17 protein-coding genes are annotated in these 23441 nt (G+C 63.3%); 9 read left to right on the top strand and 8 right to left on the bottom strand.

Features of this window, described 5'->3' with window-relative positions; genetic code table 11:
• Nucleotides 1–25 precede the first annotated feature (25 nt).
• The 3 genes from IVA74_RS13375 to IVA74_RS13365 all read left to right on the top strand — a co-directional run bounded on the left by IVA74_RS13375 (nt 26) and on the right by IVA74_RS13365 (nt 5117).
• Nucleotides 26–3082 (top strand): adenylate/guanylate cyclase domain-containing protein, encoded by a 3057-nt coding sequence (locus IVA74_RS13375; RefSeq protein WP_247344081.1) that lies wholly within the window; start codon nt 26–28, stop codon nt 3080–3082.
• Between the two features lie 311 nt (nt 3083–3393).
• Nucleotides 3394–4596 (top strand): OpgC domain-containing protein, encoded by a 1203-nt coding sequence (locus IVA74_RS13370; protein WP_247344078.1) that lies wholly within the window; start codon nt 3394–3396, stop codon nt 4594–4596.
• Between the two features lie 32 nt (nt 4597–4628).
• Nucleotides 4629–5117 carry a DUF2059 domain-containing protein gene (locus IVA74_RS13365; RefSeq protein WP_247344075.1) on the top strand — a complete coding sequence of 163 codons (489 nt, stop codon included), beginning with the start codon at nt 4629–4631 and terminating at the stop codon, nt 5115–5117.
• A 9-nt stretch (nt 5118–5126) separates the two neighbouring features.
• On the opposite strand, the gene IVA74_RS13360 is transcribed toward IVA74_RS13365, so the two are convergent.
• The 6 genes from IVA74_RS13360 to IVA74_RS13335 all read right to left on the bottom strand — a co-directional run bounded on the left by IVA74_RS13360 (nt 5127) and on the right by IVA74_RS13335 (nt 13888).
• Complete coding sequence (locus IVA74_RS13360) at nt 5127–6623, bottom strand: sugar ABC transporter ATP-binding protein (RefSeq protein ID WP_247344070.1); 1497 nt, start codon at nt 6621–6623, stop codon at nt 5127–5129.
• Nucleotides 6620–7717 (bottom strand): strictosidine synthase family protein, encoded by a 1098-nt coding sequence (locus IVA74_RS13355; RefSeq protein WP_247344068.1) that lies wholly within the window; start codon nt 7715–7717, stop codon nt 6620–6622. Before IVA74_RS13355 ends, IVA74_RS13360 begins: the two co-directional genes overlap by 4 nt.
• On the bottom strand, nt 7714–9837 hold the full coding sequence (locus tag IVA74_RS13350; RefSeq protein WP_247344065.1) for an SMP-30/gluconolactonase/LRE family protein: 2124 nt from the start codon (nt 9835–9837) through the stop codon (nt 7714–7716). Before IVA74_RS13350 ends, IVA74_RS13355 begins: the two co-directional genes overlap by 4 nt.
• A 75-nt stretch (nt 9838–9912) precedes the next feature.
• On the bottom strand, nt 9913–10929 hold the full coding sequence (locus tag IVA74_RS13345; RefSeq protein WP_247344062.1) for a sugar ABC transporter substrate-binding protein: 1017 nt from the start codon (nt 10927–10929) through the stop codon (nt 9913–9915).
• A 53-nt stretch (nt 10930–10982) separates the two neighbouring features.
• Nucleotides 10983–11954 (bottom strand): ABC transporter permease, encoded by a 972-nt coding sequence (locus IVA74_RS13340; RefSeq protein ID WP_247344060.1) that lies wholly within the window; start codon nt 11952–11954, stop codon nt 10983–10985.
• 41 nt (nt 11955–11995) lie between these two features.
• Nucleotides 11996–13888: an AMP-binding protein gene (locus IVA74_RS13335; protein ID WP_247344057.1), complete on the bottom strand. Its 1893-nt coding sequence runs from the start codon at nt 13886–13888 to the stop codon at nt 11996–11998.
• Between the two features lie 268 nt (nt 13889–14156).
• On the opposite strand from IVA74_RS13335, the gene IVA74_RS13330 reads away from it, so the two are divergent.
• Nucleotides 14157–15101, top strand: a complete 945-nt coding sequence (locus IVA74_RS13330) for a helix-turn-helix domain-containing protein (protein ID WP_247344054.1) — start codon at nt 14157–14159, stop codon at nt 15099–15101.
• A gap of 47 nt (nt 15102–15148) precedes the next feature.
• Here IVA74_RS13330 and IVA74_RS13325 read toward each other — a convergent pair whose 3' ends face one another.
• A complete protein-coding gene (locus IVA74_RS13325) occupies nt 15149–16354 on the bottom strand; it encodes an ABC transporter substrate-binding protein (RefSeq protein WP_247344051.1) in 1206 nt (401 codons plus the stop codon).
• A 164-nt stretch (nt 16355–16518) separates the two neighbouring features.
• On the opposite strand from IVA74_RS13325, the gene IVA74_RS13320 reads away from it, so the two are divergent.
• From IVA74_RS13320 to IVA74_RS13310, 3 genes are all read left to right on the top strand, one after another.
• Nucleotides 16519–17286: an FCD domain-containing protein gene (locus IVA74_RS13320; protein ID WP_247344048.1), complete on the top strand. Its 768-nt coding sequence runs from the start codon at nt 16519–16521 to the stop codon at nt 17284–17286.
• Nucleotides 17287–17400: 114 nt separating this feature from the next.
• On the top strand, nt 17401–19014 hold the full coding sequence (locus tag IVA74_RS13315; RefSeq protein WP_247344045.1) for an acyl-CoA synthetase: 1614 nt from the start codon (nt 17401–17403) through the stop codon (nt 19012–19014).
• A gap of 15 nt (nt 19015–19029) precedes the next feature.
• Nucleotides 19030–20037, top strand: coding sequence for an NAD(P)-dependent alcohol dehydrogenase (locus tag IVA74_RS13310; RefSeq protein WP_247344043.1), 1008 nt, complete (start codon nt 19030–19032; stop codon nt 20035–20037).
• Between the two features lie 47 nt (nt 20038–20084).
• On the opposite strand, the gene IVA74_RS13305 is transcribed toward IVA74_RS13310, so the two are convergent.
• Nucleotides 20085–21284, bottom strand: a complete 1200-nt coding sequence (locus tag IVA74_RS13305; protein ID WP_247344037.1) for an MFS transporter — start codon at nt 21282–21284, stop codon at nt 20085–20087.
• Between the two features lie 180 nt (nt 21285–21464).
• On the opposite strand from IVA74_RS13305, the gene IVA74_RS13300 reads away from it, so the two are divergent.
• Nucleotides 21465–22268: an MBL fold metallo-hydrolase gene (locus IVA74_RS13300; RefSeq protein WP_247344358.1), complete on the top strand. Its 804-nt coding sequence runs from the start codon at nt 21465–21467 to the stop codon at nt 22266–22268.
• A 154-nt stretch (nt 22269–22422) separates the two neighbouring features.
• Nucleotides 22423–23439: an alpha/beta fold hydrolase gene (locus IVA74_RS13295; RefSeq protein WP_247344033.1), complete on the top strand. Its 1017-nt coding sequence runs from the start codon at nt 22423–22425 to the stop codon at nt 23437–23439.
• The last annotated feature ends 2 nt before the right edge of the window (nt 23440–23441 follow it).

Raw genomic sequence — 23441 nt, 5'->3', positions numbered from 1 at the left:
TGGCCGCGACCTCTGAGGCGCAGGAATGAATTGCTTCACGTGTCAGTCTGCAATCGGTCCGGACGATAGCTGGTGCTCCAGATGCGGGGCCGCAGTGCGTCAGCGGGTCGATCCCGACAGCGAACGTCGGTTTGTGACGATTCTTCGTGCCGATGTCATAGACTCGACAGGTCTTGTTGCCGAATTGGAGCCGGAGGAGGCTGTCTCGCGCCTCGAGCCGGCACTGGCGGCCATGAGGGCCGCGGTACGCCAGTTTGGCGGCATCGTCAGCAAGGAGCTGGGAGACGGGCTGGCTGCAGTCTTTGGCGCTCCGATCGCCGACGACAACCATGCGCCCCTTGCCTGCCATGCGGCGATCGAGCTGGTCCGGCGCGTCGGCAGTTTGGGGGATCCCGGGCTCCAGGTCCGGGTCGGTCTGCACTCCGGCCATGTCGTTGCCTACATGGTCGCCAGCGAATTTTCGAAGGTCTACGAGATCGGCGGCGCCGCCCAGCATCTGGCCGCGCGGCTGGAGACGGCAGCCGAGGCGAACCAGATCTACGTGTCCGAAGCCTGCCAGAAGCTTGCGGACGGGCATGTCCGCTTTGATTTTCTTGGCCGCAAGACCCTGCGCGGCTTCAACGAAGCTCTGCCGGTCTATCGGATCATTGGAGCGAGCGATCTTTCGAGCTGGCGGGTGCGACGCGCTCGTAGCGTCTCCCGATTTGTCGATCGGACGACGGAGCGGGCGCTGCTATGGCGCGCTGCGGAGAAGGTTGTCACTAGCGGGCAGACTGTTCTGCTGATGGGTGATGCGGGCATTGGAAAGTCGCGGCTTGCGCACGAATTTGCGCAGGGACTCAGGGCTGACGGCTGGCGGTTGCTCGACGTCGAGTGCAGCCCAAATCTTCAGGGCGCGCCATTTAGCACCCTGAAGCGACTGGTGCTTTCTCTCCTGGAGGCAGTCTCCAAGGACTCAGACCGCCTGGCAGACCCTCGAAGGGAATTGTCGCCGGTCCATCAGTTTGCAATCGACGCGGTGCTGGATTTGCCCATTTCCGATCCGCGTTGGAGCGAATTGGAGCCCTACGCGCGGGGACGGGCGATTTCGGAGGCAAGCTGCGCAATCCTGGAAGGCGTAGCCCGCCATAACGGCACCGTTCTTCTCATCGAGGATCTGCACTGGGTTGATCGAGCCAGCGACACGGTTATTGCCGCCATAGCGTCGCTGCAGGTGCCGAATCTGTTCGTTTTCCTCACGAGCAGGCCGAACGGAATGCCGGAATGGATCGCGCGTTGTCATGCAGAAGTGATCGCGATGCGGCCATTGGATGATGAATCCGGAATGGCCATGTTGGCCGACATGCTCGGCACGTCCGTGACGAATGCAGGCTTGAAGAACCGGATCATCTCTCACACGGCCAACGTTCCGCTGTTCATCGAGGAGGTCTGCCGTGGTCTGAAGGATAACGGCACACTTCGCGGCCAGTGGGGTGATCTGGCCCTGGTGCGTCCTATAGAAGAGCTGGGTATCCCCACAAGTATCCAAGGTGTGATTGCGGCGCGACTCGATCGGGTGTCGAGGCAGGAGCGCCTGGTTTTGCAGGTCGCTGCCGCATTGGGGCCGCGATCGAGCGAAGCCGTCGTGCGGAGAGTCTCGGACTTGCCCGAAGACGCCCTGCGGGACTGCCTTGCAGCGCTCGATCGGGCCGAGCTGCTGGTCAAGATCGATAGCGACATCGCGGACTCGCTTGAGTTTCGACACGAGATGGTTCGCCAGGTGACCTACGAGTCGATGGTCGAAAAGGTCCGCGAGAGCGTACATGCGCGCGTTCTTGCGGCATTCGAGAGCGACGAAATATTGAGAGATGATCCTGACGCTCTCTGTTACCACGCGATGCGTGCCAAGGACTGGCCCAAGGCGTTCGACTACGGAAGAAGCGCCGCACAGAAGTGTCTTTTGCGCTCGGCATATGCAGACGCGGTCGACTACTTCCGGACCGCGATGAGTTCACTCGATAAGACGCCAATAACGAGTTCGAGGGAGACGAATGCCATTGATCTCCGGATGGAGGCGCGCATGGCGTTCATCTGGTCCGGTCGGGTTGCCGAGTGGGTCGATCTGGGAAAGGAAGCTGACCAACGGGCCAGCGAGATCGATGATGTCGGCAGAAGGGTTGCCGCCAAGACGGTCATGGCGGGTGGGCAGAACTTCTATGGGACGCCTACGGAGGCCGTTACTCTTGGCGAGGAGGTCGTTGGTCTTGCCGAAGAGTCCGGCAACCCGGGTTGGCGCAACCTTGCGCAATACAATCTCGGGCAGGCCTATTTTCTTGCCGGGCGCTATCGCGAGGCGGAGCGGACTATCGCGCGAGCCCGTGCCCATCTCATGGGGCCGGAAGCGAGTGCGCCCTTCGGAACTCCCCCCAAATACACACTCCTTCTCTGCTGCATGATGAAGAGCTTCACCCACACCGTCATGGGCGAGCTCGATGCCGCCGAGCAGCTCCAGCGCGAGGCCGCAGCGATCGCGGAGGAGACGGCCCGGCCCTACGACCGGGTCGCCGCCGCCTATAGCGGCGGGTGGCTGAAGCTTGGCCAAAACGAGCCGGCCGCGGCCGCGGCTATTCTCGAAGACGGTTTTGTCCTTGCGCAAAAGCACGGCATCCGGCTGTTCGTGCCGGTGCTCGGCTGTCACCTCGGCATGGCCTATCTGGAGCAGGGGCTGTTCGACCGGGCACGCGGCATGCTGACCGAAGCGCGCGAGGAGGCGAAGGCGGTCGGCTATACCTCGGCGGTGCTGCGTAGCTCGATCTACCTTGCGCTCGCCACCCACCGCCTCGGCGACATCCAGGCCGCGCAGAACATGCTGCGCGAGGCGCGCAACACGGCGCGGCAGCAGGGGTTTTCCGGCTTGGAAGCCGAGGCCCTGTTCGGCGAGGCCGTGGTGACGCCGCCGTCGACTGCAGAGGCCCGTGCGGCCATCCTTGCGGCCCTGCGCGCGACGATCGCGATCGTCACTGAGAGCGGCGCGCTGCCGCTCCAGCACAAGGCCGAGGCGATGCTGAACGAGATGGTGGCGCGGGACGACGAGCTGACCTGAACTCTGCTCCCGGTTGGATCGGCCGCCGCAGCCGAAATCTGCCCGACGCGTCAAATAAATTCGGCAGGCGACGCGAGGGTTTAGCTACTGTGCATGGGGTTGTTTTCGCCTTTTTTTGAAGGGTCTCCCATTGTGCAACGCAGAGACGGCATGCTTGTGCGGCTCGCTTTGATGAAAGCCTCTTGCGCGCACAGCAAGGTCGGCTACCGTCGGTCCTAGCCGCAGGGGCAGGCGACATTTCGATTCAAGTTTTTTAGCATCCGATTTTCCGGCGCCGCGACGGCGCGACGCCCACTGAACGAGGCGGGGCCATGATCACACGGGACCAGTCAGCGCTGCTTGCGCCGGTCGAACGCGATTTGCGGCTCGATCTCTTCCGCGGCATCGGATTGTGGATGATCTTCCTCGACCACATCCCGCACGACGTCGTGGCTTGGCTGACCTTGCGCAATTACGGCTTCAGCGACGCCGCGGAGTTTTTCGTCTTCATCTCCGGCTATCTGGTCGGCTGGATCTACGGCCCGATCGTCGCAGGCGGCTGGTTTCTCGCGGCGCTGAAGCGGCTGTGGCGGCGCGCGGCCGAGATGTATGTCGCTCACATCATGCTGTTCCTGCTGTTCACGGCGCAGATCGCCCGCACCGCGCGCCGCTTCGACAATCCGATGTACGAGCACGAGTTCAACGTGTTCAATTTCCTGTCGCATCCGGACGAGCTGATCGGCCAGGCGATCCTCTTGAAATACAAGCCGGTCAATCTCGACGTGCTGCCGCTCTACATCACGCTGGTGTTCGTCGCGCCCTTCATCGTCTGGTGCCTGGTGCGCCGGCCGAACCTGACACTCGCGACGTCGGTGGTGCTTTATGCGCTGTCGCGCTGGTTCGACTGGAACGTCGCCTCCTATCCGCCCGGCACGACCTGGTACTTCAACCCGTTCTGCTGGCAGCTGATGTTCGTGTTTGCGGCCTGGTGCGGCATCGGCCAGATCGACAAGGTCGCGACATGGGTGTGGTCGAAAGCGGCGATGGGGCTGGCCGTGGCCTGGCTCGCCTTCGCGCTGCTGATCGTGATGACCTGGCATGTCCCTGCGCTCGAAGCCCTGGTCCCGAAATGGATGATCAAGGCGATCTACCCGATCGACAAGACCGATCTCGACATGCTGCGCTTCACGCATTTCCTGGCGCTGGCGATGTGGGTGACGCAATTCGTCTCGCGCAAATGGCGGGCGCTGCACGGGCCCTGGCTGAGGCCCGTCATCCTGTGTGGCCGGCATTCGCTGCCGATCTTCTGCCTGGGCGTATTCCTGTCGTTCTCGGCGCACTGGATCCTGACGCAATACACCAAGGGCGTCTGGGAGCAGCTCGCGGTCTCCGCCGTCGGCATCATCATCATGATCGCAGCCGCCTGGCTGCTCGACCGGGCCAGACGAGTGCCGAACCTGTTCGTGAAGGTGACGGAGGTCGAGGAGGCCGACGCCACATTGCAGACCGCGCCGGCGGCAACTGCCGGTCGTTGAGCATCGCCAGCCTGCATCTCGTGGAGAGGTTCATGTCCAGACGTTTGTTGACGATCGCCGGCGCCCTCCTGCTCCTGATCAGTGACGCCGCGGCCCAAGCACCCTCGCCGGAGGCGATGAGCGCGGCGCGCAAGCTCGTGGTCACCTTGAAGATCGCGGATCAATATCGCGCGCTGTTGCCGCAGCTTCTGCTCAAGCTCCGGCCCGTGGTCGCGCAGGACAGGCCGGAGATCGAGCGCGACTATGACGCGATGACGGCACCCGGCTCCGAGATCTACACCCCGGCGCTGACCTCGATGGTCGACCAGGTCGCCGCCCTCTATGCCCAAGGCTTCAGCATCGACGAGCTGCGCCAGATCGAGGCCTTCTATGCCCAGCCGGCCGGGAAGAAGTTTCTGGAGAAGTCCGATGCGCTGGCGCAGGCAAGCGCGCAGATCGGCCAGGCCGTCAGCCAGAAGGCTGCCGACGAGTTAAAGCAGCGCCTGATCGAGGCGCTGCGCCAGAAGGGGCACAAGCTGTAGACAGCTCTCTCAGTGGATAGCCGCGTACATGATCCTCTCCTCAGTCGCGTCCTGCGCGGAGAATTCCTCCACAACCTTGCCCTGGCGTGAGACCAGGATCCGGTCGGAAAGGGCCATGATCTCGGGCAGATAGGACGAGATGACCACGACCGCCTTGCCCTCGTCGGCAAGCTGGTTGATCAGCTCGTGGATCTCGACGATGGCGCCGACGTCGACGCCGCGCGTCGGCTCGTCGAAGATGATCAGGTCCGGCTCCTGCACCAGCGATTTTGCGATCACGACCTTCTGCTGATTGCCGCCGGAGAGCTCGACCACCTTGCCGTGGTCGCCGATGGCGCGCACCCCAAGTTTCTTGATCCAGCGCTTGCCGACCGTCTCGGTTTCCCGCCGCGACAGCATCATGCGGCCCTTGGGGAATTTCGACAGCAGGCCGAGATAAATGTTGCGCGCGATCGAGGACGTCTCGAAGAAACCCTCGACCTTGCGATCCTCCGTGACATAGGCGATGCCGGCCTTGACCGCCGGCGCCGGTACCCGGTAGCGCACCGGCTTGTCGTGCAGCAGGATTTCTCCGCCGTGGAAGAAGTCGCGCTTGAGCACGCCGGAGACGATCTTGAAGGTTTCGGTGCGCCCCGCGCCGACCAGGCCGAACACGCCGGTGATCTGTCCCGCGAACACCGACAGTGAATTGTTCTTCACCATCGGCGCCATCTTCAAGTTCTGCACCGTGAGCACGCGCGCACCGGCCGGCCGCACGTTACTTTTCCTTGCGCCGTAGAGCGTGTTGGAAAGGTCGCGTCCGACCATGGCCTGCACGATTGCGGCACGGTCGAATTTTGCGGCGTCGTCGGTCACGACATGCTTGCCGTCGCGCAGTACCGTGATGCGGTCGGCGAGCAGCAGGGCCTCTTCGAGGGCGTGCGAGATGAAGACGATCGAGACGCCGCGCTTCTTGAGATCACGGACGAGGTCGAAGAAGTATTTCTTCTCTTCCGGCGTCAGCGATGCGGTCGGCTCGTCGAAGATGATGACCTTGGCGCGGTGCAGAACCGCGCGCGCGATCTCCACCATTTGCTTCTTGGCAGCTCCAAGGCCGCTCACGGTCGCAGTCGGCGTGACGTCGAAATTGAGCGATTGCAAGAACTGTTGTGCGGCGATGTAGATGCCGCGCAGGCGGTTGTAAAACTGCTCCTGCCCAAGAAACAGGTTCTGCGCGACCGTCATAGTCGGCACCAGGCTGTTCTCCTGGAACACCATGGCGATGCCTAGATTGCGCGCCTCCAGCGGCGTCCTCGGTGCGACGTCGACGCCGTCAACCGTCATGGCGCCTGAGGTCAGCGTCACCACGCCCGCCATCACCTTGGTCAGGGTCGACTTGCCGGCGCCGTTCTCGCCGACCAGTGCGTGAATCTCGCCGCGGCGGAGGTCGAAGTCGACCCCGTTGATGGCGGGCACGCCGGCGTAGAGTTTTGTGGCCTTGCGCAGCGAGAGCATGATGTCGCTCATGAACCAAACTCCTCGGCAAGGCCGGCGAGGGGCAATCTCAGGACGCGGCCCGGCCCCTTGGCGATCAGGACGAGATCGTCGCCCATCTCGATCGCCGCAACGACGCCGTGATTGACGCCGTCGACCCGGCTGTGCAGCGAGTAAAGCGGCTGGCCGTCGGCGTCGAGCCGGATGACTAGCCCATAGGAGCGCGGCGGCGCCCACGGCTTGATCACGCCCATGGTCTTGATATGCGCGCCCTGCATCGGCTCCTTGAACGAGAGGCCGGAGCGCAGGCGCGGCGCGACCCAGTACTCTGGATCGATTTCGGCCATCATCCGTCGCCGGTAGGCCGGCTCGCGCAGCACGAACTCGATGAGCTGGGTGCGCGCGGTGAAGGCCGTCAGCCAGTAGCCGCCGCCCGAGGCCTTCGCCAGCCGCGATGGATAGACGGGAAGGTGAGCAAGCATTGTCTGCGGTGCAGCGCCCGGCGCCACCAGGACGAGGCGGTGACGCCAGCTCTCGCTGACCAGCACGCCATGGCCATGCGCGCAAGCGCCGAAGGCATGGCCGAGCCCTTGCGCCAGCGGCGTCACGGCTTTGCTGCCGGGATCCAGCCTGAACACGCGGCCGCTCCGGTTGAGCTCCATCAGGTCGCGCGCCCAGTCGTCGACGCCGCATGTTGTGGAGCCGTCAGTCGCAATGAGCGTATTGTCGTCCGCGAGCGCGAGCGCGTTGATGGCGTTGAACGCGCTATCGGCAAACGTCGTGCCTGGCTGCTCGGCCGCAGCGTTTGCGTAGAGATGCACCTCGCGCCCTCCGAGCGCGACTGCGAGGCCGCCGCCGGGAAGAGTACACAGGGCCGAGATAGGCCGATCGAAGCTACGGACCTCTAATGCCGAGACGCCATCCAGGCGCATCAAGCGCGGACCATCCGCAATGAAAAGCTTGCTTCCATCGGTGGCGATGTCCTCGGGCGCTTCGCAGGTCAGCAAGATCTCCGCCGATTCCAGCTTCTGGTTGGGCTTCAATGCGCCGTCAAAGGACGGCACGGTGATGGTGGCGTCGCCCCGCCCGAGAAAGCGGTTGGCGAACTCCCTGACAGCCGCGATCACGATTGCTTTCCCCACCTCTTGTCGTATTGGACGAAGTTCGGATCGGCGTTGTCGAGCTTGTAGCGGCCGATCCGGTTGTTGAGGATGCCGCCCAGATAGAGATAGCCGCGATGCTCGCGCATCGAGGTGATCATCGGATGGTTTTCGCCGCGCAGATCCCAGAGCGATTCGACGATCTTGCCCTGCTCGTTGAACTTGACCACGCAGCCTGTGTTGATGTTGGGGAACAGCCACTCATCCACGGGCACGCGTTTGGCCATGCGTCGCCGGAAGCCAGGCATTTTCCAGGCGAGGTCGAGCGAGGGGCTGCGCATGCCGACCAGCGCCAGCCAGTAATTGCCATCCGAGGCCAGGTTGATGTTGTCAGGGTAGCCCGGCAAATTGTCCATCACCACCTCGATGGCATCCTTCTTCGGTCCCGCGAACCAATAGCGCTTGATCGAGCAGCCGAACGTTTCGGCAAACAGGATCGACTGGCCGTCGCTGGCGACGCAGATGCCGTTCGGGAATTTGAGGCCGCGCAGCTCCGTGCGTGTCGTGCCGGTCTTGGTGTCGTAGGAAATGATGCGTCCGTTGCCGCGCGCCTCGAGGCCGTCGATCGGCCATTCGTCCATCTCGTAGCGCACAGTCGCCTCCGAGAAGAAGATGAGGCCGTCGTCGGTGATGTCGAGATCGTCGGCGAGCCGCAGGCGGCTGTCGTCGTTGACCGAGCGCATGCTGCGGTTGGTCTCGTCGGTCACCTTTTCCACCGTTCCGTCGGGCCTGACGCGATAGAGTCCCATGCCACCGATGCAGATGTAGAGGTTGTCCTCGCGGTCGAAGGCCATGCCGAGCGGCTGGCCGCCGATATGGGCGAACACCTCCATCTTCTGATAGTCCGGTGCGAGAAAGCGGATGATGTCACCGTGGCGCGAACCCGCATAGAGATTGTCGTGGCGATCGAGGATGACGTCTTCGGGTGCCTCGATCCGTCCGAGGCCGATCAGCTCGACGTTACGCAGCTTGTCGTTCTGCTCGAACGGGCCGCCTTGCCCGATTTCGGTCGGTGGGGGCGGTGGCAGCGCGTGATAAGTGGGCGCGACATAGACTTTGCTGATGATGCGTGTGCGGTTCTTCTGCCAGCGGATATCGACCATGGCAGCGACAAGCAGGATACCGGCGAGCGCCATCCGGTTGACGCCGCCGCGCGCGTTCATGGTCGTCAGGCCGTTGGTGATCAGGAGTACGATCAGCACCCCGACGGCTGATTTAGCCACCGAGCCCTTGCCGCCGCCGAGCGTGATGCCGCCCAGCACCGTTGCGGTCACCACGATCACCTCAAGTCCGACGCCGATGTCGCCGCCGACGGTGCCGAGCCGGGACGCGAAGAACAGCGCGCCGATGCTGGTCAGCACACCGCTCGCGACGTAGCAGAGCGCAATGGTGCGGCGGACGGGAATGCCGGAATTGTAAGCCGAACGGCGCGAGCCGCCGATCGCGGTGATGTGCCAGCCCGGACGCAACCGCGTCATGAAGATATGACCGAAGATGGCGATCACGATATAGACGAGCGCCACGGTCGGAAAGCCGAAGACACTGCCGCCGCCGATGAAATCCCAGGACGGAATGTCGGGAAGGGACGACGCGATCGCGTTGGAATAGCGCTGGATCAGGAGATCGTAGGCCGAGCGGTAGATGATCAGCGTGATCAGCGTGGTGATGAAGGCCCGTAGCCGCAGATATCCGATCAGCACACCATTGACGGCACCAAGCAGCGCGCCGCAGAGCAGCGTCGCGGCGACCACCGCCGGCACCGGCCAGCCCAATACGTCGAGCAGATAGAGGGCGCAGAAATCTGTTAGCGCGAAGATTGAACCGACGGAAAGATCGATTCCGCCGACGATGACCACCAGCGCCAGCCCGAGCGCGATGAAGCCGATCTCTCCGGCCTGGCGCGCGGTGTCGGCGAGGCTCGCCGGCGACAGGAAATTGTCGATGGATCGGCTGAGCGCGAGGCCAATGATCAGGAGAAGGATCACCGGGATGGCTGTCTCGGTCCATCGCTTGGACAGAATTTCACCGAGCAGATGATCAGGCCAGTAGCGGTAACGTAGGCTCGTCAGGGTATCGCGCATCGGCATTCCAGGACCTTGCAAATTTCGAGCGACGTCCCGGGCGCGAAGCGGCCCGGGACGCTTGGGTCTGGTGTCGTGGGATTATTTCTTGAGGTCGCTGAGATTCCAGCAGGCCATCTGGCTATCGGCGTTCTCCTTGGTGATCGGAATCAACGTCGTGTATTCTGAGCCCTTGATCGAGCCGGGCTTGACGCCCGAGGACAGCAGCCATTTGATCGTGCCGGCCATCTGCGCGGCCTGGGTTGGTACGTCGTAGCTCATGTCGAGGTCGAACGCGCCTGATTTCACCAGCTCGCACGCGCCCTTGCGCTCGCCGCCGCCCGAGGTGGCGACGAACACCTTTCCGGTGAGGCCTGCTTCCTTGACGGCCGCCGCGGTGCCGATATCCATGCCGTCCCAGAAGCCGACGATGCCGCAGAGATCGGGATTCTGCTTCAGCACCGTTTGCGTGATCGCCTTGGCCTTGGCCGCGTCCCAATCGGCGGCTTGGCTGGACACCACCTTGACCTCGGGATGCTTGGCGAGCACGTTCTCGACGCCTTTCAGCGTATAGGCGCTCGCTGCCGCCGACAGCGCCCCCTGGATGATCGCAACCTTGTTCGACTTGCCCTCGCAGGCCTTGACCACGGCTTCGGTCTGGCGTTCGCCGATCTCGACCCAGTTGGCGCCGACGAAGGCCGAGCTCCGGTAGGCCGAGCCCATGTTGATCTGGATGACGTAGATGCCTTCGTTCTCGGCGCGCTGCAGCAGCTTGGCGTAGGTCTGCACGTCCGGATTTTGGACCACGATCACCGCCGGCTTCTCCGAGATCAGCGACGTGACGGCCTGCGCACCGGCATTGGTATTCCAGTTGGCATCGCGGATCACGAACTTGACGCCGAACGGTTCGAGCTCCTTCTTCAGGCCGGCATACCAGCCTTCGGTGAGGTCGAAGTTCATGGCAACCGGAACATAGGCTACGGTCTTGCCGGCCAGGGCTTCCTTGAACGGCTTCTGGAACGGCTCGTCCAGGCCCTGTTGGGCCAGGGCCGGTACGGTCATTGCCGCGAGACCCAGTGCGGCCACGGTCGCCTTTGTCGGGCTGCCGAAATGTTTCATTGCTTCCTCCTCGGTTATAGTTGTCGTTCTCGTTGTCGTTCTCGTTGGGTCGTTCAGATGTCGCCTTGCTGTGCCGTTTCTTCGTTGCGCGGATTCAAGAAAGAGTCCGTGATGACGGCGAGCAGCAGGACCACGCCCTTGATGAGATTCTGTCCGGCGTAGGAAATGTCCATGATGGTCATGCCGTTGAGCATCGTGCCGATCACGAGCGTGCCGATCACGACGTTCAGCACGCCGCCGCGGCCGCCGGATAGCCCGATGCCGCCAAGCACGACGACCAGGATGACGTCGTAGATGAGCGTCGAGTTGAAGATGCGGGTCGGCATTGAATTAACGGATGCGGCCATTACCAGACCGGCAAAGCAGCCGATCAGGGCGGCGACGACATATTGCAGCACGATGATCGGCCGGGAGGGAATGCCGGTGACACGCGCGGCGTAAGGGTTATCGCCGATTGCATAGATATAGGCTCCCCAGCGCGTCTGGCGCAGCAGGAAAGAGACTGCGATACAGGCGAGCGCGAACATCACGATTGATGTTGGAATGCCGAGGATGGTGCCTTGTCCGAGCCGCTCGAAGCCGTCCATGCCGGGGCTCCACTGCACGACGTCGAGCTGAAACAATGCGGTCTGCCCGAGCCCGGCGAGCAGCAGGCCGGTTGCGAGTGTCGCAAATAGCGAGGGGACCTCCGCATAGGCAATCAGCCAGCCGTTGATGAGGCCGAAGGCAATCGTGAGCAGCACTGCGGCCAGCAGCGAGGCCGGCAGCGAATGACCGTTCTGCACCATCTGCAGCACCAGCCCCGGCGGCACCGCGAGGGCTGCGATCAGCGAGATGTCGATGCCGCGTCCGATCACGACGATCGCCATGGCAAGGCCGAGTATGCCGAGCACCGCCACGTTCTGGAGCAGCGTCAGCATGTTGTCGGCGGTCAGAAAGCCGCGCAGGAAGATCGAAAAAACGAGGAACAGCAGCGCGAAGACGGCGAAGACGATCTCTTGCTGATTGAACCGAAAGCGTTTCATCCCCGTTTTGCCTTTCTTCGACTTCGGCCTCTGTGGGTCCGTCAGGACGATCGGGTCTCTATGCGATAGGTTTGTGGAAGCGTCGCCAGGCTTTCGGCAAGTACCTTAGCCCGTTCCTGATCATTGGAGTCCACCGAGATGTGGACGAGTGTGTTCAGCCTGGCGTCCCTCTCGACGAGAATGTTTGCCGCGGTGTCCGGGCTGAAGATGCGGTCGAGCTCGGTCCTGACCTTCTCCCGTACGGCGAGGTCACGAAGCATGGGCTTGAAGATCTTCCCGACGGCGGTGACTGGCAGCGCTTCGAGCAGCACGACCCGCTTCGGCCGCGCAGGAGGTTCATTGACGTTGCGTTCGAGATGCTCGCGCAGCTGCGGCAGATCGATCGTCTGCCCCGGAGACGGCACCACGAAGAGAATCGGGACCTCGCCGGCATAGGCGTCCGGCATGCCGACGGCCGAGCTTATCTGCACGCCGGGGAAGGCGGCGTTCGCGACATCCTCGATTGCGGCAGGGTCGATGTTGTGACCGCTGCGCACGATCAGGTCTTTCTCGCGGCCGGTCAGCACCAGGCGCTGATCCGGGGTTAGATATCCGACATCGCCGGTGACGATCCATTGGTCGTCGGTCAGCACGCCTTTGTTGTGCCGGGGGTCGATGTATCCGGGAAACACCTGCGGTCCGCTGACGAGGACGAGGCCGCTGGTGAGCGGCGGGCAGTCTTGCTTCAGGTCGGCATCGGCCAGAGAAACGATTCTGGTCCTCGCAAATGGCGCCCTGAATCCTACGCTGCCCTGTATGGGTGTCCCGCGGCCGGGATTGAACGCGATCGCTGCTGCGGTTTCCGTCATGCCATAGGTCTCGAACAAGGTAATCCCGGTTCGCGCCTGAAACCTCTCGCTGATGGCCTTCGGAGCCACGGCCCCGCCGGTGAGGGCCATTCGAACCGAGCTGATATCGGAGGATCCGATCGGCACCTCGGCAAGCGCGGCAATCGACGTCGGCACGCCGCTGACGATGGTTGCGCGGAAGCGCTCCACGGTGTGCCAATAATCGCGGATCGCATCCGGACTTCTGAGAGCGTACGGCGAGGGAATGATGACATGGCCGCCGGCTGCGAGAATGGACAGACCGAGTGTCATCGTGCCGCCGACGTGAAACAGCGGAAAGCCATTCACGGCGGCATCTAGCTCGTCCAATCCGTGAACCTGCGCAAAGCTCCAGGCGGCATGGATCTGGTTTCCATGCGTCAGGCGCACGAGCTTCGGTCTTCCGGTCGTTCCGCCGGTGTGGAAGAGTGCGCATACGGCTTGGCGGTCTGTCGACGGCTGGAATTCGAGAATGTCCGGCGCACCTGCGATCGCCTCATCGAAGCTCAGAAAGTGGCCAATCGAGCGGCTATCCTTGCCAAGCACGAAAATCGTTCTGAGTGACGGGACGCGCTTCGCGACGTTAGTTGCTTTGGTCCAGATCGCGCGATCGGCCGCTTCGGAAGCAACGACCAGCACGGTTGCGTTCTGTGCCTCGAGCAGGTCGGCAATCGCATCTTCGTTCAGGAGAAAATTGATCGAGCTGGCGACGCCCGCGATTTGGGCGCCAAGCAGCGCCGGGAATAGCTGCGGAAGGATCGGACAGAGAAACGCGATCGTTCCGCCATTCCGGTTGATCCCGTGCGACCGGAACAGGTTTGCCGCGCGGGCGATTTCCGCGAGCAACTGCCGATGCGTCAGCGTGACGTCGCCCGGTTCGCGCGAGCCTTTGGTCAAAACCGTTAGCGCAGGCCGATCAGGATGCAGGCGCGCCGTTGCTTCGAAGAGATGATGGAGATTGCGGGCAGGAACGAGAGAATCGTAAGACCGCCGCTCCAGCGCTTCGATATCGGCGATGGCCTTGATCGGTTGCGTGAACCGCGTCGTGATCGGCAACGCGCTGCTCACGGGCACCGCCATTCAAGCGGCACGGCAGATTGTGCAGCGGTTGATCTGACCTGATGCAAGCGAACGTTTCCCGCCTATTTCGTTGTCCGTTTTTTGTTCTTCATAGGCCACATGCCCGGAGGCGGCTTGCTCCGGAGCGCAAAGCTTTTGCTTCTCCGCGCAAACCGGTCTTGCGCGCAGACGGCGGCCATCTAGAATCTCTTTGCCTGGCCGACTTGTGCGATGCACAAACGACGTTCATCCTGGCCTCGCAATGGATGGGCCGACGATGAACCTCGTATTTTCGACAGACGATCTGGAGCCGTCCAAGCGCTACGCTGCGTGGCAAGGCGCTATTTGCGATGTCTACGTCCATGTCGACGTAAATGCCGAGGAGCGATCCGACTACCACGGCTTCATTCGCGAGGCGCGGTTCGGCGCAGTTACGATGACAGACGTACTGCTGTCCGAACAGCGCATATCCCGACGCGAGCGGCATATCGCGAAGCTCGACAAGGATTGCTACTACGTCGAGTTCGTCCAGCAGGGCCGGGTCAACGTCCTCCAGGCCGGCCAGACCCTGCTCTCGAATCCCGGTATGGGCGCGATCTTCTCGGCCTCGGAGGCCTATGATCTGGAGTGCATCGGCAAGGTGCGATCGCTCTACCTCGAGATTCCGCGCCAGGAATTCTCGGCGCGCTTCAGCGACGGACGCCTGCCTGTCGTCACGACGATGGCGACGAGCCGGGGCCTCGGACGGATTGCCGCCGAGTTCTGCGCCACGCTCGCGGCGCAAGGAGGTCCGCTGGATGAGACCGTAAGGACCCGGCTCGGCGGTGAGCTGATGGACGTGCTGGCGCTCGCGCTCGACATGGGCGACCGGGACGAATTCTCGGAGGATGCCGGCGCGCAGCAGGCCCGTCTGCGCTCGGTCAAAGCCTGGATCGAGACGCACCTCACGGACGCGGACCTGTCGCTCGAGAAGGTCGCAAAGAACAACGGCGTCTCGCTCAGGCATCTGCATTATCTCTTCCGGCTCACCGATGTCTCGGTGTCCGAATGGATTTTGGATCGCCGGCTGCAGCGCTGTTACGACGTCCTGACCCGTCCCGAGTTGCGCTCCCTGTCGATCACCGAAGTTGCCTATCAGTTGGGATTCAGCAGCTCGTCGTACTTCAGCACGGTCTTTCGTAGGAAGTTCGGGCACAGCCCATCCGACTTGCGACGGCGCTAAAGGACCTGCACCGCGCGAGGCGATGCAGGTCGGTCGTTGCGAAAGCATTACTTCACCAGCGGGCAACCGCCGTCCTTGAGTGGACGGAAGGCCTGGTCGGCAGGCACCTCGGCGAGCAGCTTGTAATAGTCCCAAGGCCCTTTCGATTCCTCGGGCTTCTTCACCTGGAACAGGTACATGCTGTGCACCATGCGGCCGTCCTCGCGTAAGACGCCGTTGTCCGTGAAGGCGTCCTTCACCGGCAGCTCGCGCATCTTGGCCATCACCGTCTTGGTGTCCTTTGTGCCTGCGGCCTGCACCGCCTTCAGGTAATGCAGCGTCGCGCTGTAGGTCGCTGCCTGGTTCATCGTCGGCATGCGCTTGACGCGCTCCATGAAGCGCTTGCCGAAGGCGCGGGTCTTGTCGTTGAGGTCCCAGTAATAGGCCTCGGTGATGATCAGTCCCTGCGCGAGCTTTAGCCCTAAGCTGTGCACGTCGGAGATGAACATCACGATCGCAGCCAGGTTCTGGCCGCCGGCGACGATGCCGAATTCACCGGCCTGCTTGATTGCGTTGATGGTGTCGCCGCCGCCGTTCGCCAGCCCGATGATCTTGGCCTTGGAGGCCTGGGCTTGGAGCAGGAAGGATGAGAAGTCCGCGGTGTTGAGCGGATGCTTGACGCTGCCGAGCACCTTGCCGCCGGCGGCCCTCACGACGTCGCCGGTGTCGCGTTCGATCGAATGGCCGAATACATAGTCGGCGGTGAGGAAGAACCAGCTGTCGCCGCCGTTCTTGACGATGGCGCTGCCGACCGTGTGCGCGTTGGAATAAGTGTCGTAGGTCCAGTGCGCAGTGTAGGGCGAGCAGGACTTTCCGGTAATGTCGGAGCTCGCGGCATCCGTCACGATCATGATCTTCTCGTATTGCTTCGACAGCTCCATCACCGCGAGCGCAGTGGCCGATGTCGGCAGGTCGATGATCATGTCGACGCCTTCGGTCTCCCACCATTTTCGCGCGATGGTCGAGGCGACGTCGGGCTTGTTCAGCACATCGGCAGAGACCATGTCGATCGGCTTGCCGAACATCTGCCCGCCAAAATCCTCGATCGCCATTTTGGTGGCCTCGACATTCCCCTGGCCTCCGATGTCGGAATAGACCGAGGAGAAGTCGGAGAGCACGCCGATCTTGAGCGGCGCCTGCTGGGCGGAGGTGGGGGTGATCAGGGCAGCCGACAGCAAGCCGGCCGCAGACACGAATGCTGCGATAGGTCTCATGGATACGTTTCCTCTTGAGCGGGACTATGCTGTCCCTTTGTCCGACAAAGTTAGAGGCGGGTTCCTCAGGAGTCAATTTGTTGCATCGTCGGCGCGAATGACGCAGTTTGACGCGCCCACCGCCGTTCCTATAGTTTGTCCGACAAACGCCATTGGAGCCAGATTTGCCTCTCGCGCCGCTCTTCCGTCCGATCGATGTCGCGCCCGCCTATCAGAAGGTCGCCGACGCCATCGAGCGCGAGATCGTCAATGGCCGCATCAAGCCGGGCGATCCCATCGGCACCGAGCACGATCTGGTGCGCCAGTTCGGCGTCAACCGTTCGACCATTCGCGAAGGCATTCGCGTGCTGGAGGAGGGCGGGCTGATCAGCCGCGATTCCTCGCGACGGCTGCATGCCTGCCTGCCACGCTACACCAAGCTCGCGAGCCGTCTCAGTCGCGCGCTTGTGCTGCACGAGGTCACTTTCCGCGAGCTCTACGAGGCCTCGATGACGCTCGAAGTGGCGAGCATCGAAGGCGCGGTGGAGCGGGCGACGGAGGAGAACCTCGCAGAGCTCGCCGATAACCTCGTGCGCAGCGAGGCCGTGGTCGGCGATCCCGCGATGCTTGCCGAATGCGATGCCGAATTCCACGTGCTGGTTGCCAAGGCCTCGCAGAACCGCGTGCTCCAGCTCGCGCGTGAGCCGGCCGCGCAATTGTTCTATCCGACCACCGAGATGATCGTCGCTGGTGTGGCCGAAGGTGGCCCGCGCCTCGTCGCCGCGCATCGCCATCTCATCGAGGCGATCCAGCGCCGCGACCGCGAGGCGGGCGTGCTCTGGACGCGCCGGCACTTGCAGGATTGGCGGCGCGGTTTCGAGAAGATCGCTTCGCTCGACCGTTCCGTCGAGCATATGTACATGGAGCACGCGCAAGCGGTCCGACGCAGATAGCGCATAATCCGGAAAAGTGTGGAGCGGTTTTCCGGGAGGATCATGCGCAAGAAAAGACAAGCCGCAAGACTTCAAGCAAAATCCAGCAAAAAAAGACATCACACGGAGGGACACATGACCGGCGACATCGTAGCCACCATCTCGAAGGCCCGCGAGCATTCCATCGGCGATCTTCTGCGCCGTTCGGCGGGCCGCGAGCCGGACAGGCTTGCGGTGAGCTGTGGCAATGTGAGCTGGACGTTTGCCGAGATGGACGCGATCTGCAACCGGCTCAGCCGCGGTCTGCTCGGCCTCGGCGTCAAGAAGGGCGACCGCCTCGCCGTGCTGTCGCGCAATTCGCACGCCTTTGCGGCGCTCCGGTTCGCGGTGGCCCGGATCGGCGCGGTGCTGGTGCCGATCAACTTCATGCTCAATCCGGACGAGATCAACTTCATCCTGAAGGGCTCCGGCGCAAAGGTGCTCGCGGCCGGTCCTGATTTCGTCGAGCCCGCGCGCGCCGCAAGCGCCAGGGATTGTGCGGTCGAGAAGACGATCTGGCTGCCGGGCGAGGATCCGGCCACGGCGCCCGCGGGCCTCACCACCTTCGACGATCTCCTCAGCCCCGACGCTTCGTTCCTGGAGGCGTCCGTCGACAGCCGCGATCTCGCTCAGATCGTCTACACCAGCGGCACGGAGTCCCTGCCCAAGGGCGCGATGCTGACCCATGATGCCGTGATGTGGCAATATGTCAGCTGCATCATCGACGGCGGCATGAGCGTGGAGGACAAATTCCTGCACGCGCTGCCGCTCTATCACTGCGCGCAGCTTGACGTGTTCCTGGGGCCGCAAATTTATCTCGGCGCCTCCGGCGTGATCACGGGCAAGCCGACCGCCGACAACATTCTGTCGTTGATCCAGGCGCACAAGATCACGTCCTTCTTCGCGCCGCCGACGATCTGGATCGCGATGCTGCGCTCGCCGAACTTCGACAAGGCCGACCTGTCGACGCTTCAGAAGGGCTATTACGGCGCCTCGATCATGCCGGTGGAGGTGTTGCTCGAGCTCCAGCGCCGCCTGCCCAACGTCAAGTTCTGGAATTTCTACGGCCAGACCGAGATAGCGCCGCTCGCGACCGTGCTGGGTCCTGCGGACCAGCTGCGCAAGGCGGGCTCGGCCGGCAAGCCCGTGCTCAATGTCGAGACGCGAGTCGTCACCACGTCGATGGAGGACGTCAAGATCGGCGAGGTCGGCGAGATCGTGCACCGCTCGCCGCATCTGCTCTCCGGCTATTACAACGACCCCGTCAAGACGGCGGCGGCGTTCTCCGGCGGCTGGTTTCACTCGGGCGACCTCGCCATCGTCGATGAAGAAGGCCACATCACCGTGGTGGATCGCGTCAAGGACATGATCAAGACCGGCGGCGAGAACGTCGCCAGCCGCGAGGTCGAGGAGATGGTCTATCGCATCCCCGCGGTGTCCGAAGTCGCCGTCGTCGGCTTGCCCGATCCGCGCTGGATCGAGGCGGTGACTGCCATCGTCGTGGTCAAGAGCGGCGAGAAGCTCGACGAAGATTCCGTCATCAAGCACTGCGCCGGCCAGATGGCGCATTTCAAGGTGCCCAAGCGCGTCATCTTCGTCGATGCCTTGCCCAAGAACCCGAGCGGCAAGCTACTCAAGCGCGAGCTGCGCCAGCGCTTCGTCGGGGGCGAGACGCTCGACAAGGCGATCCAAACAAATTTTGGCACCTGAGGCGGAGGGATCGCCATGAAAGCCTGGCAAGTTGCGCGTGACTGGTCGATCGAGGGCCTGCAGCTGGCCGATCTGCCCGAGCCCACACCTGGCGCGGGGCAGGTCGCGGTGCGCATGCGGGCGGCATCTGTGAATTATCGCGACCTGCTCACGGTGCAGGGGAAGGGCGGCGTCACCAGATTGCCGCTGATCCCGTTCTCGGATGGCGCCGGCGAAGTGATCGCCGTCGGTGATGGCGTTGTCCGCGTCGCGGTGGGTGATCGCGTCTGTCCGATGTTCTTCCAATCCTGGATCGACGGGAAGGTGTCGGCCACCAGCCGTCGCTATGCGCTCGGCGGCACGCGGCCCGGCGTGCTTCAGCAGGTCATGGTGCTCGACGCCGAGGGCGTCACCCATATCCCGTTGCATCTGTCTTTCCGGGAAGCGGCGACGCTGCCCTGTGCCGGGCTCACGGCGTGGCGCGCGCTGTTCGAGGAGGCCAAGGTGCAGCCCGGTGACACGGTGCTGGTGCAGGGTACCGGCGGCGTGTCGATCTTTGCGCTGCAATTCGCAAAGCTCGCCGGTGCGAGCGTGATCGTGACCTCGTCAAGCGACGAGAAGCTCGAACGTGCCAAGGCGCTCGGGGCGGATCACACCATCAACTATCGTTCGGTGCCCGAATGGGGCAAGGCGGCTTCGGAGTGGACCGGTGGCGGCGTCGATCATGTCGTCGAGGTCGGTGGCAAGGATACTTTTGCGCAATCGCTCGAGGCGGCGCGGGTCGGGGGCAACATCCTGGTGATCGGCGTGCTCACAGGCTTCTCCCAGCAGATCGCGATTCCGAGCCTGTTTTCCAAGAACCTGCACGTCATTGGTCTGTCTGTCGGCAGCCGCCGCATGTTCGAAGGTATGAGTGCTGCGATCGGTCGCAATGGCATGAAGCCCGTGATCGACCGCGTGTTCGGCTTCGACGCCGTGCCCGACGCGCTGCGGCTGATGCAGCAGGGTGGCCATTTCGGCAAGATCGTGGTGGAGTTCTCTTAGGAATGCGCTGGGGCGTCGGAGCGAGCGCTCGTCCCGCAATGACGCTCTCAATACTTCTTCACGGCCGCGCCGAACGCCAGCCACAGCGCCATCGACGCGAGCCCGAAGCCGCCGAGCAGCAGGAAGGTCGGGCCATAGCCGATCCATTGCGCGATCCAGCCGCCGAGGGCGGGACTGAGGCTCGCGCCGACGCCCTGCACGGTGATGACGGCGCCTTGGCCGAGATTGATGCGGCCGGTGCCGTTGAGCGAGCGCGCGACCATGCCGGGGACGGCAACCGTCTGGAGCCCGGTGCCGATACCGTCGAGCACCTGCATCGGCACGACGCCCCACCATCCCGTAACGAAGAAGGCGAGCACGCCGCGGATCGGCAGGAACATGAAGGAGACGAGAATGACGGGCCAGTAATTGCGCTTGCTCGCGACCTTCATGGCGATTAGCGAGGTGACGATCATCACGCCCTGTGCGATCACCACGGTGGTGGCGACGAAGCTCGGGCCGTTGGCCTGTCCGTCGGCCACCGCCGCAAGACTGTAAAGCGGAACGATCGCAGCATTGCCGAGATGGAAGAGGGCGAGAGCCAGCGCAAGGACGAGCAGCGCCTTGTGCTTGAGCAGGATCGTGAGCGCATCCGGTTGGCTGTCGGGGTCATCCTCCTTGCTGCCGCGCGCGGCGCGGTCGTCGATCGTCTTGGCCGGTATCATCAGCACGCAGGCGATCGCGATGGCGCCGAACGCGGCGGCCAGCACGAACACCGAGACGTAGCCGAATTGATAGCCGAGATAGCCCGACAGCGCCGCGCCGACCATGTTGCCGGCATGGTTGAACGCCTGGTTGCGGCCGTTCAGTGCATTGAATCCCCTCTGTTTCGCGATGCCGAGCGTGATACCTGTGACGGCCGGCACGATCGCGGCGCTCGCCAGCGATTGTGCGACCTGCGAGAACGTCACCGCCCAGAAATTCTGCGAGATCAGGATGATCGCGGACGCAAGCACCACGCAGATGCCGGGGATGACCACCCACAGGCGCTTGTTGCGGCTGGAATCGATGAACCCGCCAATCGGCGTCGTGACCAGCATGCCTGCGACATTGCCGATCGTCATCGCGGTGCCGATCAGCCCGCTCGCCCAGCCGCGCTCCTGAAGGAACACACCGACGAACGGCCCGATGCCCGACTGCATGTCGGCCATGAAGAAGTTGACTGCGAACAGCGGCCAGAGGCGGGACGGGGCGGGGCGCGATGTCATCGAGACGCTGAACGTATTGCTGCCAACCGACTATGGTCTCGTGCAAGACTGACGGCCGGCCAATTGCGCCGGGGCGGACCAGAAAGTAACCTGCGCTCAGCGCGTTGGTTCCGGCCGCGCCTGCGATTGAGGACGGGAATGTTGCCTCGCGCCGTTCCGGTCTCGTTCTGGATCATGATCATGCCCCTCTGGACCTGCGAAACCTGCGGCGCGCAATTCCCGGACGGCGAAAATCCGCCCCCGTCCTGTCCGATTTGCGAGGACGAACGGCAATTCGTCGGCTGGAAGGGGCAAACTTTCCTCACGCGCGAGGCGCTCGGAGAACGTCACCGCCTGGTCTGGCGCGAGGATCTCGGCCTGACCGGCATCGCGCTCGAGCCAAGCTTTGCCATCGGCCAGCGCGCGCTGCTGGTGCCGCTCGCGGGCGGCTGCCTGATGTGGGACTGCGTACCGCTGGCGACGCCGGAGGCGATCGCGCATGTGCGGTCACTCGGCGGGCTGAAGGCGATTGCGATCTCGCATCCGCATTACTATGGCGCGCTGGCCGACTGGAGCGAGGCGTTCGGCGGGGTGCCGGTCTATTTGCACGCCGATGATCGCCAATGGGTGACGCGTCCACATTCATCGATCGTGCACTGGACCGGTGAAAGCCATCGTATCTCCGACGATGTGCTGCTCCAGCGCACCGGCGGTCATTTCGCCGGTGCCACCATGCTGCACCATGCGCGCGGTGCGGGCGGCAGGGGTGCGCTGCTCACCGGCGATATCGCGCAGGTGACGATGGATCGCCGCTTCGTCAGCTTCATGTACTCCTATCCGAACTACATGCCACTCAATGCCGCGGCGGTAAGACGGATTGCGGCTGCGGTCGAGCCGCTGGCGTTCGATCGCATCTACGGTGCGTGGTGGGGCCGCAACATCGCCGCAGGCGCCAAGGTCGCATTCGCGGCGTCTGTCGCGCGCTATCTGGCGGCCATCGCCTGAGCCGCCGCGCGATCGGATTCACCTTGCCGGTCCATAATAAATGGACTATAAGTACAGTTATTAAGTGTGGCGCAACGATGCGTCTGCGGGAACGGCATGATCGATGCATCGCCGTTTTGGCGGCGCGCTTGGCGCGCGAGCGGGAGTTGGACGCATGACGGCGGACCGCGACTACGAGATCTTCGAGGCTGGCGACGTCACGCTCCAGTCCGGCGCCGTCTTCCCTTTGCTCCAGCTCGCCTACAAGACCTACGGCCGGCTTAGCCCCGCCAAAGACAACGTCATTCTCTATCCGACCTCGTTCAGCGCGCAGCACACCGACACCGAGTGGCTGATCGGCCCTGACGGCGTGCTCGACCCCACACGTTATTTCATCGTCATCCCGAACCTGTTCGGTAACGGCCTGTCGTCCTCGCCGTCGAATACGGCGGCGTCGTTCCCGATCATGACCTATCACGATGCCATCGCGGTTCAGCACCGGTTGCTCACCGAGCGGTTCGGCATCTCCAAGCTTGCCCTGGTCTATGGCTGGTCGATGGGCGGCATGCAGGCCTATCACTGGGCGGCGCTGCATCCCGATATGGTCGAGCGCGCGGCTGTTGTCTGCGGCAGTGCCCGCTGCGCGCCCTATAATTACGTCTTCCTGGAAAGCGTGAAGGCCGCGCTGACCGCCGATCCGGCCTTCCGCGACGGTCGCTTCGTCGAGAAGCCTGTCGCGGGCTATCGCGCCATGGGGCGCGTCTACGCGGGTTGGGCGATGTCGCACGGTTTCTATCGCGACGAGATCTGGCGCGAAGCGGGCTTCGCCTCGCTGGACGATTATCTCGTCCGCGCATGGGACCCGGCGTTTGCCCGGCGCGACGCCAACGATCTCCTGGCCCAGATCGGCATCTGGCAGAACGGCGACGTCAGCCGCTGCACCGCATTCGACGGCGATTTCGATCGCGCGCTCGGTGCGGTCAAGGCGCACATGCTGCTGATGCCGGGCGCGGTCGATCGCTATTTCGACGTCCGCGACAACGAGGACGAACTCGGCCGGCTGGTCAATGCGAAATCAGCGGCGCTGCATCCGATCCCGTCGCTGCACGGCCATCGCGCCGGCAACCCCGTCAACAATCCGCGCGATCAGGCCTTCATCAAGGCCGAGATTGCAACACTCCTCGGCAAGTAGGG

The sequence above is a fragment of the Bradyrhizobium sp. 132 genome, assembly GCF_023074185.1.
Taxonomy (GTDB): domain Bacteria; phylum Pseudomonadota; class Alphaproteobacteria; order Rhizobiales; family Xanthobacteraceae; genus Bradyrhizobium.
The sequence above is the reverse complement of the archived record's forward strand: the minus strand, read 5'-3'. Positions and strand labels throughout refer to the sequence as shown.